The organism is Paenibacillus cucumis (ex Kampfer et al. 2016), from assembly GCF_019748695.1.
Classification (GTDB): Bacteria; Bacillota; Bacilli; order Paenibacillales; family Paenibacillaceae; genus Paenibacillus; species Paenibacillus polysaccharolyticus.
Genome location: NZ_JACLIC010000018.1, coordinates 15,621 through 31,191, shown reverse-complemented (window position 1 = coordinate 31,191; position 15,571 = coordinate 15,621). Strand labels below are relative to the sequence as shown.

General features: G+C 47.0%; 11 protein-coding genes. 2 read left to right on the top strand and 9 right to left on the bottom strand.

All coding sequences use genetic code 11. The annotated features are described in order from the left end of the window. Nucleotides 1-2 precede the first annotated feature (2 nt). The 3 genes from H7T88_RS10550 to H7T88_RS10540 all read right to left on the bottom strand — a co-directional run bounded on the left by H7T88_RS10550 (nt 3) and on the right by H7T88_RS10540 (nt 2,238). On the bottom strand, nt 3-788 hold the full coding sequence (locus tag H7T88_RS10550; RefSeq protein WP_221788371.1) for a DODA-type extradiol aromatic ring-opening family dioxygenase: 786 nt from the start codon (nt 786-788) through the stop codon (nt 3-5). Nucleotides 789-901: 113 nt separating this feature from the next. Beyond that, complete coding sequence (locus H7T88_RS10545) at nt 902-1,732, bottom strand: alpha/beta hydrolase (RefSeq protein WP_090923326.1); 831 nt, start codon at nt 1,730-1,732, stop codon at nt 902-904. 272 nt (nt 1,733-2,004) lie between these two features. Next, a complete protein-coding gene (locus tag H7T88_RS10540; RefSeq protein WP_090923327.1) occupies nt 2,005-2,238 on the bottom strand; it encodes a hypothetical protein in 234 nt (77 codons plus the stop codon). Nucleotides 2,239-2,649: 411 nt separating this feature from the next. On the opposite strand from H7T88_RS10540, the gene H7T88_RS10535 reads away from it, so the two are divergent. Next, entirely contained in the window at nt 2,650-3,522 is an 873-nt protein-coding gene (locus H7T88_RS10535; protein ID WP_221788370.1) for a hypothetical protein, read from the top strand. 117 nt (nt 3,523-3,639) lie between these two features. On the opposite strand, the gene H7T88_RS10530 is transcribed toward H7T88_RS10535, so the two are convergent. Next, a complete protein-coding gene (locus H7T88_RS10530) occupies nt 3,640-4,509 on the bottom strand; it encodes an AraC family transcriptional regulator (RefSeq protein ID WP_221788369.1) in 870 nt (289 codons plus the stop codon). A 249-nt stretch (nt 4,510-4,758) separates the two neighbouring features. After that, on the bottom strand, nt 4,759-7,902 hold the full coding sequence (locus H7T88_RS10525) for a copper amine oxidase N-terminal domain-containing protein (protein WP_221788368.1): 3,144 nt from the start codon (nt 7,900-7,902) through the stop codon (nt 4,759-4,761). A 306-nt stretch (nt 7,903-8,208) separates the two neighbouring features. Between H7T88_RS10525 and H7T88_RS10520 the strand changes: the two genes are divergently transcribed. After that, nucleotides 8,209-9,183, top strand: a complete 975-nt coding sequence (locus H7T88_RS10520; protein WP_221788367.1) for a hypothetical protein — start codon at nt 8,209-8,211, stop codon at nt 9,181-9,183. Between the two features lie 595 nt (nt 9,184-9,778). Here the strand turns inward: H7T88_RS10520 and H7T88_RS10515 are convergent. The 4 genes from H7T88_RS10515 to H7T88_RS10500 form a co-directional block, all read right to left on the bottom strand. Beyond that, nucleotides 9,779-10,384 (bottom strand): GNAT family N-acetyltransferase, encoded by a 606-nt coding sequence (locus H7T88_RS10515; RefSeq protein WP_312027604.1) that lies wholly within the window; start codon nt 10,382-10,384, stop codon nt 9,779-9,781. A 21-nt stretch (nt 10,385-10,405) separates the two neighbouring features. Further along, nucleotides 10,406-11,638 carry a threonine ammonia-lyase IlvA gene (gene ilvA / locus H7T88_RS10510; protein ID WP_090923415.1) on the bottom strand — a complete coding sequence of 411 codons (1,233 nt, stop codon included), beginning with the start codon at nt 11,636-11,638 and terminating at the stop codon, nt 10,406-10,408. Between the two features lie 267 nt (nt 11,639-11,905). After that, on the bottom strand, nt 11,906-12,772 hold the full coding sequence (locus H7T88_RS10505; protein ID WP_221788365.1) for an alpha/beta fold hydrolase: 867 nt from the start codon (nt 12,770-12,772) through the stop codon (nt 11,906-11,908). Nucleotides 12,773-13,036: 264 nt separating this feature from the next. Continuing rightward, the gene (locus H7T88_RS10500; protein WP_221788363.1) at nt 13,037-15,337 is read right to left on the bottom strand and encodes a beta-glucosidase family protein; all 2,301 of its coding nucleotides are present in this window, start codon (nt 15,335-15,337) and stop codon (nt 13,037-13,039) included. Nucleotides 15,338-15,571: the final 234 nt, after the last annotated feature.

Below are 15,571 nucleotides of genomic sequence, written 5' to 3'. Positions count from 1 at the left end.
AGTTATATGCCGTCGCCAAACTGCCAGCAATTCAAACTTAACGTGCCGCAGGCATACGACTGAAATAATCGCTTCGCTGTGCGAGACATATCTGCTGAGCCCATGGCGTAGAACAATGGCGCAAGATGTTCCATGCCATAAGACGGAACAGCCGTCCGCGCATGAGGAGCTTTTTTTTCATACAGAAACAATTCTCTGGTATTCCATTGCTCTAAACGCTCTCCGAGCCAATCATCAAACTCGATAGCCCAGTCTTGTGGCTCATCATCCTGTGCCAGCATTCTTAAATTATGCACGGTTCCACCACTGCCGATGATAAGCACGTTATCATGTCTGAGTTGCTCCAGCATACGCCCGATATCATACTGCTCTTGCGGAGAACGTAGGGAATCCACCGATACAGCAATCACTGGAATGCTCGCTTCAGGGTACATATGTAGCAGTGGCACCCATACGCCATGATCCAGTCCACGCCCACGAACAGGTCGATGCGGCAAGTTACTACGGGAAAATAACGCACATATCTCGCTCGCGACATCGGTCTGCCCGACTGCAGGGTATTGTATGTTATACAACGCTGAAGGGTATCCGTAAAAATCATGCAAGGTCTGATGGGACTCATCCATCGTCACCGAAGGCTCGGGACAGTCCCAGTGTGCGGTGAATACAACGATGGCCTTTGGAGCCGGCAGCCTGTCTCCAAGCTCGTTCAAAAATTGAGTGTAATCACTGCTCTCCAACGCCAGCGTAGGAGAACCATGCGCAATGAATAGTGCAGGTAATGTCATCGCTGCCAACCTCCAGACACGGATAGGATGCTTACCTCTCTATTTTACCCCGAAGCAAGCGCTTTTCCAAGTTAATAACCGTGACTTTTGATTGATGACGTAAGACTTATCGCTTAGATCATCCAATGTTGCCAGTTCTCTTCAATCTTCTGACGCTCCCCGAGCCATTCTCTCGTACGTGTAATCAGTTGTTCGCGCTCTTTACCAGATGAGAAGGTATGATTGCCCTGGAAAATGATTTCCTTGTCGCAGCGCCCTTCCTGGCGCATCCAGAACACTTTTTGATACAAGAACGCATAGTCCACAGGGATGACTTCATCGGAAGTACCGTGCACAACCAGCACATCTCCGCTGAACTTCACAGCTTCCTGGAATGGTTGATGCTCCGCCAAAGAGTCAAAGAATTTAGGCGTAAATTTATAGCCAAGATAATCGGAAGCCCCTGCTCTCACACCCTCGTCATACACATCCCTGCCCGTAATCTTCACGATATCGTTGAACGGATAACCGACAGCCGACCACATGACAAGATTTTTAACCCGTTTGTCACGTACAGCAGTCAACAGCGCAACTGCTCCGCCCAAGCTATGTCCGATCAGAGTTACACGTGTAGGGTCGACATCACTGCAGTTCACAGCATAATCCAGCACAGAACGGGTCTGCAGTATCATCGACTCTAATCCTTCTGCTCCGTACTCCCCACTGCTTTCTCCGCAACCGATGTAATCAAAACGTAGCACCAGATATCCGTCTTCCGCGAGTTCACGAGCTGTCTTCACGAACAACCGATCCACTCCAATTCGGCTTCCCACAAAACCGTGGCAGATGACAGCCAGAGGAACACGTTGCTGACGTGTCTCCTCTTTAATATCTTTTACAACCGGATAGTGAATGGTCGCAGTTAACTCCTCTTCCCCGTGACGAATGCTGATCTGACGTTCCATACGGATCTCCCCTTTCATGGTGACCTTGTTATATAATCAACGTATTTTAATTAATTATGTTTAATCCGATAAGTTTAATGAGTATTAAGAAGATATTAGTATATTATCATTCCCTCACCCCCAAGTCAACGCGAGAAATGAACCCCTTAGGTCATGTAAAGCTGTTCTCTTTTCGTACGGATTTTCTCGTAAAAAAAGAGCCTCGCTATATTCAGCAGGGCTCCGAAAATTTCTGATTCATTCCTGTTTTCTTGCGTTATATCTGCACGATCCTACTCATAGCTCCTGCGAAACATCGCATGAGTCTCAATACGTCCGTTCCACTCATGTTGCTGACCTGCTCCCTCGTTGTCCCAGAAGCTTCTTCCCTGCCAGTTATCATCATTCAACTCTTCGCCGAACTCAGTATCCTCCACTGCCTCTTCCATCGGTACCACTTCATCCATGGCACCACGGGAATTACTGTTGAGCAGCATCTTTCGTGTGAGATCTGATTGTTTATCCATGCTAACCACACTCCTATCCATCATTTCAGTTTGGAAATGCTACTATTGTGATGGATTGGGCAGCTCTTTATTCACGGTTCACAGAATCGTTGCTTCTTCCAACCAAGCCATGTATATTCACAACTCCACAGGGGAAAATAAAACCAAAATCTCAGGCACGCCTGTCCCGGAGGCCTGTTACCGAAAGGAATGAACTCATGGCACATCTACTTGGATGGATTCAGCATCATGGAAAACTGGTGCTCTTATGCACCTGTGTTGTGTTAGCCTGTATCGGGCTATGGGTAAATCACAAGCAGTTGTTTTATAAGGAATGACTTTGCGAAACGAGAGCCCTTCCCGTATACTAAAATATCGTCAGGGTCTTCATGGAATGGAAGATCAGAACGTGTGAGACAGGGGGAGCAAGCATTGGGGATTTCCTATAAAAAGCTGAAAGAAATACAAAATCGGCAAATCACAGAGATGAGCCGTATGACACCAGACAACGTACAATTGTATAACCAGATCAGCACCATCGCAAGGCAAGCGCCAGCAGACGAGAAAACACAGGAAGAATGGATTCTCGCTGCGGGAAAAGCCATCGTACAAGCACAGAAAGATAACAAATCTGCACGCGAATTGTACGGCTCTGATCTGGAAGAAGATATTTATACCCAACTTGGAGTAGGCTCAGCAGATACATATGCTCAATCAGGGGCAAGCACAGGGAAAGATTCAAGCAGGGAAAACCGTAGCGGAAGTGTCCCTCCCGAAAAAAAACAAGCTTATCCGAAACAACATGCCCGTTCTGCTGAAGATTCTAAAAAGAACATCAAATCCAGCATCGCTCAGTCTGACGATCAACCGGGTACACCAGAACCTGTGAAACGAACGCCAAAATGGTATGTTATGATTGCCTGGGCGGCCATATCCGTTGTCCTGTTCATTCAGGGATGTGCAGGACTATTCTTCGGCCTAACAGACGGCGATACGGAGGCTTTCGAACATATCAGCTTGTTCTCTCTCATCATTAGCGCTGTAGGCGGAATTGCGCTCGTAGAGATGCTACGCCGATTAGCAGAACGTCCAGACGATAAGGGGACAGACAAACATGTCATGCCCAAAGTTAACGTTCGAGGCATTATCATTTATATCGTGATCGTTGTACTTGTTCTTTTTGTGGGTTATCCACTTCGGGATAAACTTCCTGTGTTCTACATGGCTCCATGGGTTAGCGCCGTTATTGGTATTGTTGGTCTTGCTTTAATCCGGCCTATTTTCGGGCAAAAAAAGCAGGCATGATTGAAGGAGGCAATGTCGAATGTGGTTGTTTCGTGGTACACATAGATGTTCTTTTACTTTATAAGAAATTCCATTCAAGAGACCGTCAGGTCTCTTTTTTTATTGCAGATTCGTATTTTATTTGTGACGGGGGTGGTGATCCTGCTCCAGTCTGAGCTGATTGCGTAGTTTCATGCCTTTGCCTGGCGTTTCCCCGAATTCACGCTTGAACATACGAATAAAATAATTCACTTCCATGCCTACATTCTCCGCAGCTTCCTTCACACTAGCCTCAGGATGTTCATTAAGCCACTCCAGTCCCTTTTGTAAACGCCAGCGTTGCATATACTGATGTCCAGTCACGCCATAATGCTGATGAAATAAACGATTCAAATGCTGCACAGAGTAACCAACTGCCTCGGCCACATGTTTCAATAACAGATCGTCCTGATAATGAGCCTGCATTAAAACGATTGCCCGGTTGAGTCCCTCCTGGCCAGCGTCCGAATTCCCATGTACATGTGAAACATAACCAACTGGAGCCATAGCCTGAGCCAAGTCGAGAATCAGCTGGTAGATCAAAGTGGACATTTGCCACATCGACATCCCGCCCTGATCCAACCCCTTCCACAGTTCCGTCATCTGTGACCAAATCAGGTCAAACCCGGTTAATGTGCGAGGTCTTTCGCACATGATGCCTGTCGCCTGAAGTACTGAATTCGCTGATTCGCCGCCGATTCCTATAAACCCCAGCTCTCCACCCGTTCTTGTATGTGCGATATACTCATGAGCAATGCCCGGCCCCAAAGCAAACAGCTGCCCTGAGCCCATTACGATCGTTCCTCTGCCAGAGATATTAAACTGTCCTCCACCATTACGCGCCAAAAATAACTGATACACCGGAAATCCCCCCGGTCGATGCAGTCCTTTCTCTTCCTGTGTGCCCACACCGTACAGGTATAGCGGCATCCGGGAATCCGGCTGCCCCGTCAAACGAAATGGTAACATTGCATCCTTCCTTTCGACTCAAGAGCTAGTCAAGCTCTATGACTCCTATTATCCATGGTTTGATCCAAGACCAGCAATGGCCTTAGGAACCTATTTGAGCATGTCTAAATATGGAAAAATAAGGACATAGGTCGTACGGAGAGCGGTTCCCTTTCCGAGGCATTAACGGATGCAAAGAAAAAACTCCCTTTCCAAGGAAGGAAAGGGAGTTGAAGCATTACAATTCTATTGCTAACTTTGTGCCGTAGTTTACTGCGGAGGAGTTGATTGTGTAACTGCTGGAGCTTTTTCAAGCTTAAATGCTTCAGATGGATTAGAGATCGTACTTCTATTGGTTGTTGTATTAGACGCAACTGACACAATATATACGGTGTACTCTTCTCCTTCCACAAGACTAGCCCCTGTAGTATCTTTAGCATTGGTATTCAAAGTAACTTCAACCGCTTTGGGATCTCCTACTGAATAGTTACTGCTGGAATTAGCTGTAGCCGGATCAACAGCTCCTCTTCCCTTCACAATATACAATTGATATGAGGAGATGCCAGTTTCACTAGATGGTTTGATGAAGGTCAACTTGTAGATCGCTTCAGTTACAGTACTTGATTTCTGTAGACCCGTAATAACGGCTGCTTGAACAGATTGTACTATGTTATTAATACTAAATTCGTCGGAAGCCACTGAAAGACTTGATGAACGAGTTGTACTGTCGGATACAGACATAATAAACACTCTATACTTTTTCCCGATCTCGATAGATTTATTATTAATATCCCGGTATCCATCGCTCAATGCGAACGTAGTGCCTGCACTACTTTTATCCAAATCATTATAATAATTAATATTCATCGCTGTATTTAGCGTAAAGCCAGGTACCTGATCTGCTGGGACAATAAACAGACGATATTTGGCAATGCCTGTTTCGTTCGATGCTTTGGCAAAATTTACAGTTACATCAGAAGCGTTACCCGCTTGTTGTCCCTGATTTTTAACCGCTACACTTACACTGCCCACTGCGATTACAGGAGAAGCACTTCCTAATTTAACCACAGGCGATACTGAAGACAGCGCGCTAGATTGAGATGAATTATTATTCACCGCCAGGACAAATACCCGATAATCAACATTATCACCAATAAAGCTGCCATCCGTTGCTCTAGCATCACTTGCTAATGTGAAAGCCTGATTACTCCCACTTTTACTTCTATACGTGTAGAAGCCGTTATTCAATGCAGCATTCAGATTAAAACTTCCTACAGCCGTATTTTTCACAACAAACACACGATAATGATTCACATTATTCTCATCCGTTGACCGGTTGAATGTTACACGCAGATCACTGCCATTCCCGTTATCCGCAACATCGGTTGCACTCACACTGGTCGGTGCAGCAACCATTGCGTTCGGTGCTAGCGTGATTTGAGCTGAAGATGAGGAAAGTGCATTCTGACTCCAGTTTCCGTTACTATTTACGGACAGGACAAACACACGATAAGCGTTGTAGTTCGCAATTCTATACCCATTGGTATCAACCGAGTTACTCGATAGTGTTACGGTCAGATTACCACCTGTTTTATTCACTTGTGTATAATTGTTCGACACATTCGCAGCATTCAGGTTGAAGCTTCCTACGTTATTGGCAGGTACGACAAATACTCGATAGTGGGAAACATTGGACTCATCGCTTGCTTTGCTAAACGACACGCGCATGTCAGATCCATTTCCGTTATCCGCAATATCTGTAACAGACAGGTTCGTTGCCACACCTGCATTGCTATTGGAGGTCAGTCTCAAGACATTGGAGGAAGCTGACAACGCATGGGTATAGTTGTTCTGCTGAGTGCCTGCTGCCATGACAAAGATCCGATAATCCTGCAGGTTTGTGATGTTATAACCGCTGGTATCCCGCATATTCGATGGCAATGTAACCACGAGGTTATTACCTGTTTTGTTCACGGTATAATATAAACTGGAAGACAGATTACTTGCTGTAGGCAAGTTAAAGCTGCTGGCTACCGAGTTGCGTACAACAAACACACGATAGTTCGTTACCTTCGATTCATCCGATACACGGTTAAAGCTCACCTGAATATCGCGCCCATCTCCATAATCCGAGATGTCTCTCACTTGTGTAATGACCGGAGCCGGAGTTGAATTCAAGGACAACGTCAGGGAAGACGAAGCCGCAGACAGCTTGCTATCTGTTGCTGTATTCGCACTTACAGACATAATGTACACAACATACGTGGTTCCGTTTTTGATCAACTCGCCCGACGTATCCCGTGATGAAGAGTTCAGTATGCTTTTGACTGTGCTGGAATTCCCTTTATTGATGATCGTGTAATTCGCGCTGGATACCTTGCTCGCAGCAGCCTGGTTAAATGAGGATGCGTCCTTCGCCTTCACAACAAATGCACGGTAACTCGTAATATTCGAATTGGTGCTTGGCTGTGTGAAGTTGATCTCCAGATCCCTTCCGTCGCCATTATCGCTAACATCGGCAATGCGCAGTCCCGTCACAGCTTGAACAGAAGGTTTCACCTGGTTCAGCTTCAGAATCTGTGAAGACCAGCCTAGATAGTTTTGGTTGTTATTGTTGCTGTTACCTACAGTCAGTACATACAATCGATAGGATTCATTGCTATTCAGCAAATCACCGTTAACGTCGCGTGTCTGAGCGTTAAGTGTCAGCTTCGGATTGGTGCCGTTTGGTGTAATTGAAGTGTAGTTCGCCGGAGATACGGCTGTAGCAACGGATTCTTTAAAGCTGTTGATATCCCCACTTTTGACCAGCATCACCCTGTAAGCTGACACTGTTCTCTCTGACTTTGCACGTGTGAAGCTTACCGTCAGGTCACGGCCATCTCCGTTACTGCCAGACACTGATCCATAAATATTCCAAGCAGAAAACTGTGTATCGTCAACCGGCGGTTCCGGTGTAGACGATGTTGTTTTAATATCAACACGTTGGCTGCGTGAGTTCCAGAATACTTTTTCCCCGAAAGCTTCGCTCACAAAACGAATGGGCACCATAGTACTGCCCTTGATCGTACTCGCAGGGACATCCAATACATTCAGTTGACCATCGATATATGCAGCCTTGGAACCAAGTGTTAATTTCACTTCCTGATCCCCACGGGTTGCTGTAATGGTTTTCGTTTTATTGTTGAACTGCACTTCCGCGTCAATTCCTTCAAAAATCGACCGGAGTGGAACGAGTACACGTCCAGCCTTCATCACAGGGGCTTGAACCGCCGGCACCTCAGTACCGTTAATATAAATGCTGATTCTTGCAGCTGCATCCATCACCGATGTTGGCAGTGCAGACATAAGCATGGCTGATACAGCCAGCGCTGACATCACTTTTTTGACTTGATTTCCTCCCGCTTTCCTCATAAACCTATCCCCATTCTCCTATAATTGGTACACTCTTATAGTTAGCTGTTCATTTCAGTAATTCCTGTATTTACCTATGCACAACTAAGACGTTCCGAATCGTTAAAAGGTTTCCGGTTCCCCAAAAATTATTTTCGCAGAAACATTGGCCTTGCATCCACCTGTAAAGGTTAAAATTAACAGAAGATTTTGTCATCATTCCGAAACCACTTCTAGTGCCAATTGCTTTAATCTGTGTGTAATAGTGAATCAAGTCTACTTTTCATCCTTATCTGTTCATTCCAAAATTACAGGAGGTTTATATCTATGGCATCATCTTTGTATTTTTATAAAAAGAAAGGTATGCGTACGCTGCTTACCGCTACGGCTATTACTCTATTGTTACAAACAGCGGTTTCACCAGTCGCAGGCATTGCTTTTGCTGCCCCTGCTGCGAATACCAAAGTAACATCAGCCAATTCGACAGCAATCTACAAATCCTTTCAGAACATGCTATACAAAAAAAATGGCCTACCCGCGGCAGACCGTTTCCTGGAGTCTAAAATCAGCCAGGTGACCCCCTATCATGCAACCCTGATGGTGCTACAGTTAGAAAATGCCCGCTTCAAAGCGCTAACGGCCATAACGGATCGCATGCTTGTGCCCAATGTTCAGGATCAGATGCAGAAAATATACAATTGGAATAACAGCTTTACGCAGCTGATGTCACGCACCAAAGACACGAGTCTCCGTTCACTGCTGCAACAGGCCAGAGACAGTGGTTATCGTCTTACGATGATCGAGGGTTATCTCTATCCAATCATGAATTATGCCGCATTTGAAAAATATACTTCTTATGTAAATGAAGATATCAAACAGTACATTCGCATCATGGCAGTCGAAACGAGCAATATCGCCTCTGAAGATGGGGGCCTCATGATCGGATATCAGGATATGCTGAACCGTGCGCTGAATCAAGAGCGGTTCCTGAATGATTTTCCTAAGTCTAACCGGAAAAACCAGGTACAGATGTTGATGAATCAATACACCTTGTACACCTTTTACGGGCTCGATAATACCCCGCTGTTCGATTACGACACCAACGTAATGGTGCCAAATGCTCAAAAAGGGTACAAAGCTGTCTTACAGCGGAATACTTCCGAGGACAGTGCTTTTTTGAAAAAACTGAATGCGTTTATGGATGTCATCGCTGAATCCAAGTTTGAAAGAACAGAGGCTGTCGACAAATGGCTGGAACAGAACGTATCTAGGGATGAATATCTGCCGGAGTACGGTATATAAAAGTTTTAGATCAATCTAACGGTAACAATCAGCTAATGGCCTGGATAAGTTGGAGGGCGAGCAAGGGATTTAGGTTAAACAAACATGTGCATGCAATGGTAAGCTTTGAATAGTCAACATTTTTCATACACCGTTCCTTGTGCTAGTCGCGTAGAAGGTTGTACGGATGAAAAAAATTCTAACGATCACCACAGACCTTATTTGGCCGATTTAGAGATGTTCAGTGATCTAACGATCACCAGAGACGCTATTTCTTCTGAAATGAGCAAAAATCAATGATTTCTCGTCTGAAATGGGGAAATAACGTTTCTCCTGATCGTTAGAATTTTAAATGAGTTGAAATCGACCAAATAGCGTCATCTGAGATCGTTAGCCTGTCAGCTTATATTGCTCCACCGCCGCTTTATCAAAAAAAGACGAACCCACCGCCCTCGGCGTTGCTTCGTCTTTTTTGGCGTATCTGCTGTTAACTGACTAAATATAGTTGTTACGGGTTCACGATACAGATGGTGTCCCTCACTGTTACATATGTAAGCATCCATCACTCAAGCGTTGGCTCCTTTTGAGTGCGAAGCTCGAATGCATTCCAGCCAATCTATAGAACTGAGAGCTCTTTGACCATATGGTAATACTCATGTCCACCGATGAGAATCACTTCATCTTGAACATAGCCTTGCCGTTCATAGAGCTGCATGGCGCGGCCATTGTCCTGCTCCACGATCAGGGCAACCTGCGTGTGCCCGAGTTCTCTTCCCTGCTGCTCAAAAGCAGCCATCAGTGCACGGCCGATGCCCTGCCCCTGAAATGGCTCACTTACCGAAAGAGTATCGAGATAATACTCCCCAGGGCGGGTTTCTTTTACCAGAGCATATTTCTCATCCGTATCACGTCCGGGGCGATTCAGAAGCGGCTGATCCAGACGCTCCACATCATCACCGGCATACGCTACCAACATGCCAGCAATCTGGCCGTCCTGCTCCATCACAGTGATATTTTGATAACTGATCCGGTTATTTTCCTGTGTAACAAACTCACGTAAGATGTCCATTGCCCGCTCATGGTCCGCCTCCCCCGCAAGTGCATAAGCGATATCCCCAATCGCTTGCACCAGCAGCGGGATGATCTGATCCACATCTTCCTTCCGTGCAGGTCGGATCTGAGGCACTTTCTTCTGTTGCTCTGACCCTATAGTAGGTTTCACTTGTAAAAAGACACCTCTCTCTCAGATCAACATGTTGAACAGATTTAAGTTTTTGTTCAGCTCAGTGTAGGCGATACCTTTGCGGTTCATACGTTCGATGAGTGGCTGGTAGTCTTCCTTGTACATGAGCTCGATGCCGACTAAGGCAGGGCCATTTTCCTTGTCATGTTTTTTCGTATATTCAAATCTGGCGATATCGTCATTCGGACCGAGCACTTCCTCCAGGAACTCACGTAGCGCCCCCGCACGTTGCGGGAAATTCACCATGAAATAATATTTCAGACCTTCGTAGATCAGGGAACGCTCTTTGATCTCCTGCATCCTGTCGATATCATTGTTACCGCCGCTGATGACACAGACCACCGTCTTGCCTGCGATTTGTTCGCGGTATTGCTCCAGTGCAGCTACAGCCAGCGAGCCCGCAGGCTCCACCACGATAGCATTTTCGTTATATAATTCCAGAATGGTTGTGCAGGCTTTGCCTTCTGGCACCTTCACAATGTCATTTAGGATGTTGCTACAGATGTCATAAGTCAAATCACCTACCCGTTTCACCGCTGCCCCATCCACAAATTTATCGATATCATCCAGCGTAACCACTTGTTTGCGGAACATTGCTTCACTCATGGAAGCTGCCCCAAGCGGCTCAACGCCGATGATTTGTGTTTCAGGACTCACCGTTTTCATGTAGGTTCCTACCCCAGCCGCTAATCCGCCGCCGCCAATGGTGACAAATACATAGTCTGCATTCTCATCAAGGCTTTCCATGATCTCCATCGCAACTGTACCATTCCCTGCAATAATCTTCGGTGAATCAAACGGATGGATAAAGGTCATGCCCTGCTCGTCACATGCCCGCATCGCTTCCGCATACGCATCATCATACGTATCACCGATCAGGACAACTTCTACATTATCGCCGCCAAAACGTCGTACCTGTTTCACTTTCTGGTTCGGTGTTGTGCTTGGCATAAAGATTTTGCCGTGAATGCCCAGTGCATTACAGCTAAAAGCTACACCCTGTGCATGGTTGCCGGCACTGGCGCAGACGATGCCTTTCTCCATTTCGGCAGGGGTCAGACTGCGTATCATATTGTAAGCCCCTCGAATTTTAAATGAACGCACCACCTGAAGGTCTTCCCGTTTCAGATACACATTACAGTTATATTTAGCCGACAGTACAGCATCCCGCTGTAGCGGCGTTCTGACAATCACTTCACGCAGCACATGATGTGCGCGTACGATATCTTCCATGCCTACATGGACATTTCTAGAACCTTCGTTTCCGGCTCCCGTTCCTGTTGTTTCTTGATTCTCTGGTTTCATCTGTCTCCACACTCCGCTTATATGGTCTAGCAATGTCATTCATTGCTTTTTCTTTTTATTGTATCACTTTTGCTCTATCCTTGCGCCCGGCACCGGAAGGAACAATCTTCTACTAATATGAGGACTATACTCAAATACTTTAAATTTCTCATTTCTCATTTTCCACTTTCTTATCTCTTACTCTTACTCTTACTCTTACTCCGCATCGCGTATCATTCGCATGATCTCATTGATGATCACTTCAGGATCTGTAAACATCACCATATGACCCGAACGCACTGCCTCTACCCATCTCGCATTGGATAGCTTGCTTACCGTCTGACGGTGAGCTTCAACAATGGCAGGTCTGATTTTACGTTCTCCCTTGCCCGGCAACGTACCCGAAATAATGCTAACTTCCAAGTCTCCCAATTCGGGAGGTTGCTCCTGTAACCCCTTTAAATCTTGCAAAAAATTCTGTCCCTCCGCAGCCATCGTCCGAGCCGCTTGTACCGTAAAGTCCTCCCGGCGGTGATCTGCTACAACGTCATCAGGCTGACTAAGAAAGTCTTTGATGCCAAGAAACCGATACAGGCCCACACGAGCCAGAGCGGGAATAAGTGCCCCATTTATCGCAAAACCGACCTTCGCCATACGGGAAAAATATAACTCACAATGCTCATCCGACGGGTCAACAAGAATGATACCTTGCAGACGCGACAGATTACTAGCGGCCGCTGCACGTACAATAGGCCCTCCCCAGCTATGCCCCACCAGAATAATCGGCCCCGGCCCCATCGCCGCTAGCAGGTCATTCAGGTCTACCGCAATCCGGGTGAGCGTGCGTGGAGAGAAATCAACATCACTTCGTCCCGCTCCTGCCCTGTCATACACAACGGTACGTGCATGCTCCGCAATCGTCGGCACAACCAGCCCCCATGTAGATCTGGAAACGCCCATCCCCGACTCAAAAACGACCGTCACTTCTCCAGCGCCCTTCGACATGTAATGCAACTTCCGGCCATCCCGGGTCTGGATATATGCACTTGAACCCAACGTATGTAATCCAGCATCATGACCCATTGCTTCACCTTCCCTCCCCACTGATCCACAGTATCTCGTCTCTCATCACGCTTCTAAATGAAAATGATTATCAATTACTAATTATACCTTTTCCCCTGTAAAAAAAGAACACCCGATCCATCACCGGATCGGGTATCCCTCTCAGCCTTGCAGTAGCTGAACGTACAATATAAAACTTACGGCCTCGCGCCCTTTTGCTCGCGCATAACCTGATTACTTCTTCACAGATCACAGGTCATGAAGCAGAATCGGGATGAAATTCTCTTATCCGCGAATGCCGTGCTCCTTATTGTTCATCTGATCCAGCAGCTGATTCATCGTATCCTCAGTCATCGCGCCACCGCTAAAAGCCACAAGGGCACGTAGCGGCATATATTTCATCATCGCGTTCATCATGTCCGCATGATCATGATCACCGGAATCGTCACCGCCACCAAAACCGCTCGCTTCCTGGAATTGCTGCAAAGCCTGCTCAATCAGCTTTTTATTCTCGGGGTCGCGCTGAATATCGCCAAGGGTACTATTGCGTGTATACGTTGGAATGAACGTGGCAGTAGACTCTACGCTTACCCGAGTCTGCATACGAATATCACGCGAAGAGCTACCGAGCTGTATACCGAACTCCCCCGTCTCGACATGCCAGTCTTTCATATCCACGTTGTAATACGCGAACGAACGCTTATTCAGCGTGAAATGAACTATTTTGGACTCGCCAGCCTCCAGTGCCACCTTCGCAAAAGCTTTCAGCTCCCGATCCGGACGAATCACTGTACTCTCAACATCACTAACGTACAACTGTACGATCTCTTTCCCTGCACGCTCCCCGGTATTGGTGACGCGTATTTGTACCTGCACCTCGTCCAGATCCGTTAGCGCTGTGCGATCTACTTGTAAATCGCTGTACTCAAACGTGGTATAACTGAGGCCGTATCCAAAAGGGAATAGCGGGTCCAGCTCTTTTTTATCATAATAACGGTAACCGACGAAGATCCCCTCACGGTAATCCACACGATCTGCCTCACCAGGGAAGTTCAGATAGGACGGATTGTGGCTAAGCTTAGCCGGGAAGGTCTCTGCCAGTTTACCGGACGGGTTCACCTCACCGTAGAGCAGATCGGCGATTGCGCCTCCTACGGCCTGTCCGCCAAGATAAGCTTCAAGCACAGCTTGGACCTGCGACAGCCAAGGCATCTCCACTGGAGAACCGTTGCTTAGCACAACCACTACACGGGACTGCACCTTGGCAACCTCTTCAATCAGTCGAATGTGGTTGTCCGGCAGACGCAGATGCGCACGGTCATACCCTTCGGATTCGTATCGATCCGGCAATCCAACAAATACCACAGCGGTATCTGCCGCTTGTGCAGCCTGAACAGCCTGCTGCAACAGTGTCTCATCCACATCGTCCTCTTCAATCCGGTACCCTAGTGCATACGAGATGGTTACTCCATCGCCTGCCACAAGAGTCATCTCCTCCACAATATCATCGACCTTGGTCGGATTAATGTGGGAGCTTCCCCCTCCCTGAAAGCGAGGTTTACGCGCAAAAGCACCTACGATGGCTACGCTACCTTCACGCTTTAGCGGAAGAAGCCCTGCTTCATTTTTCAACAAAACCATACTCTCGGATGCCACTTTACGTGCAAGCTGATGATGTTCATCTTTATCGTACGAAGCGCCTTCTTTCTTATGATCCACCGCTTTGAAAATTAAGGTCAGCAAACGCTCCACCGCAAGATCCAGCTTGTCCATGGGCAGCTTTCCGCTCTCTACCGCATCGATCACCTTACGTTCTCCAATACCGCCGCTTGCTGGCATCTCCAGCTCCAGTCCAGCTGCAAGGGCATCCGTCCGCTCATTCACTGCACCCCAGTCCGAGACAACCAGACCTTCATGGCCCCATTCATCCTTCAATATGTCCGTCAGCAGCCACTCATTTTCACCCGCATACGTACCGTTCACTTTATTATAAGAACACATGACCGTCCAAGGCTGTGCATCCTTCACTGCGCCTTCGAAGCTGGCCAGATAAATCTCGCGTAGCGTCCGTTCGTCTACCACCGCATCAATCGACATACGGCGCTCTTCCTGGTTATTCACCGCAAAGTGTTTGAGAGACGTACCCACGCCCTGGCTCTGCACGCCCTGAATATGAGCGGTAGCCATCTGAGTAGATAAGAGTGGGTCTTCAGAAAAGTATTCAAAGTTCCGTCCGCCCAAGGGAGAACGTTTAATATTTACACCCGGTCCAAGCAGTACCGCCACATCTTCGGCCTGACATTCTTCACCCAAAGCCACGCCCACCTGACGCGCCAGCTCGGTATCCCACGAACTCGCCAGCCCTGCCGCAGACGGGAAACAGGTTGCAGGTACACTTGCGGTCAGACCCAAGTGATCTGCACTGCTGTCCTGTTTGCGCAATCCGTGAGGACCATCCGTTACCATAATAGATGGAATGCCGAGACGCTCCACCCCTTTCAGATGCCAAAAGTCGAGCCCTGAGCACATTCCCGCTTTTTCTTCCAGTGTCATCTGCTGTACCAAATCTTTGATGTTACGTTCCACATTAACCCCTCCAGTTCATGATATTCGTGTAGTGTCGAAGCTATATAACAAGCATACTGCGTGGACTTTTACTATTTCAAATCCTTACCCGGTTTGGCACGTTTACATAACAGATGTGCTCATTTTTCGTGAGGCAAATAAGTTAACTTAAAGATTTTACACGGTGCACTCCGATGACAGAATAACCTTCAATCGCTGTTATCCTATATAGATTAATAAAATGAAAAAACAGCC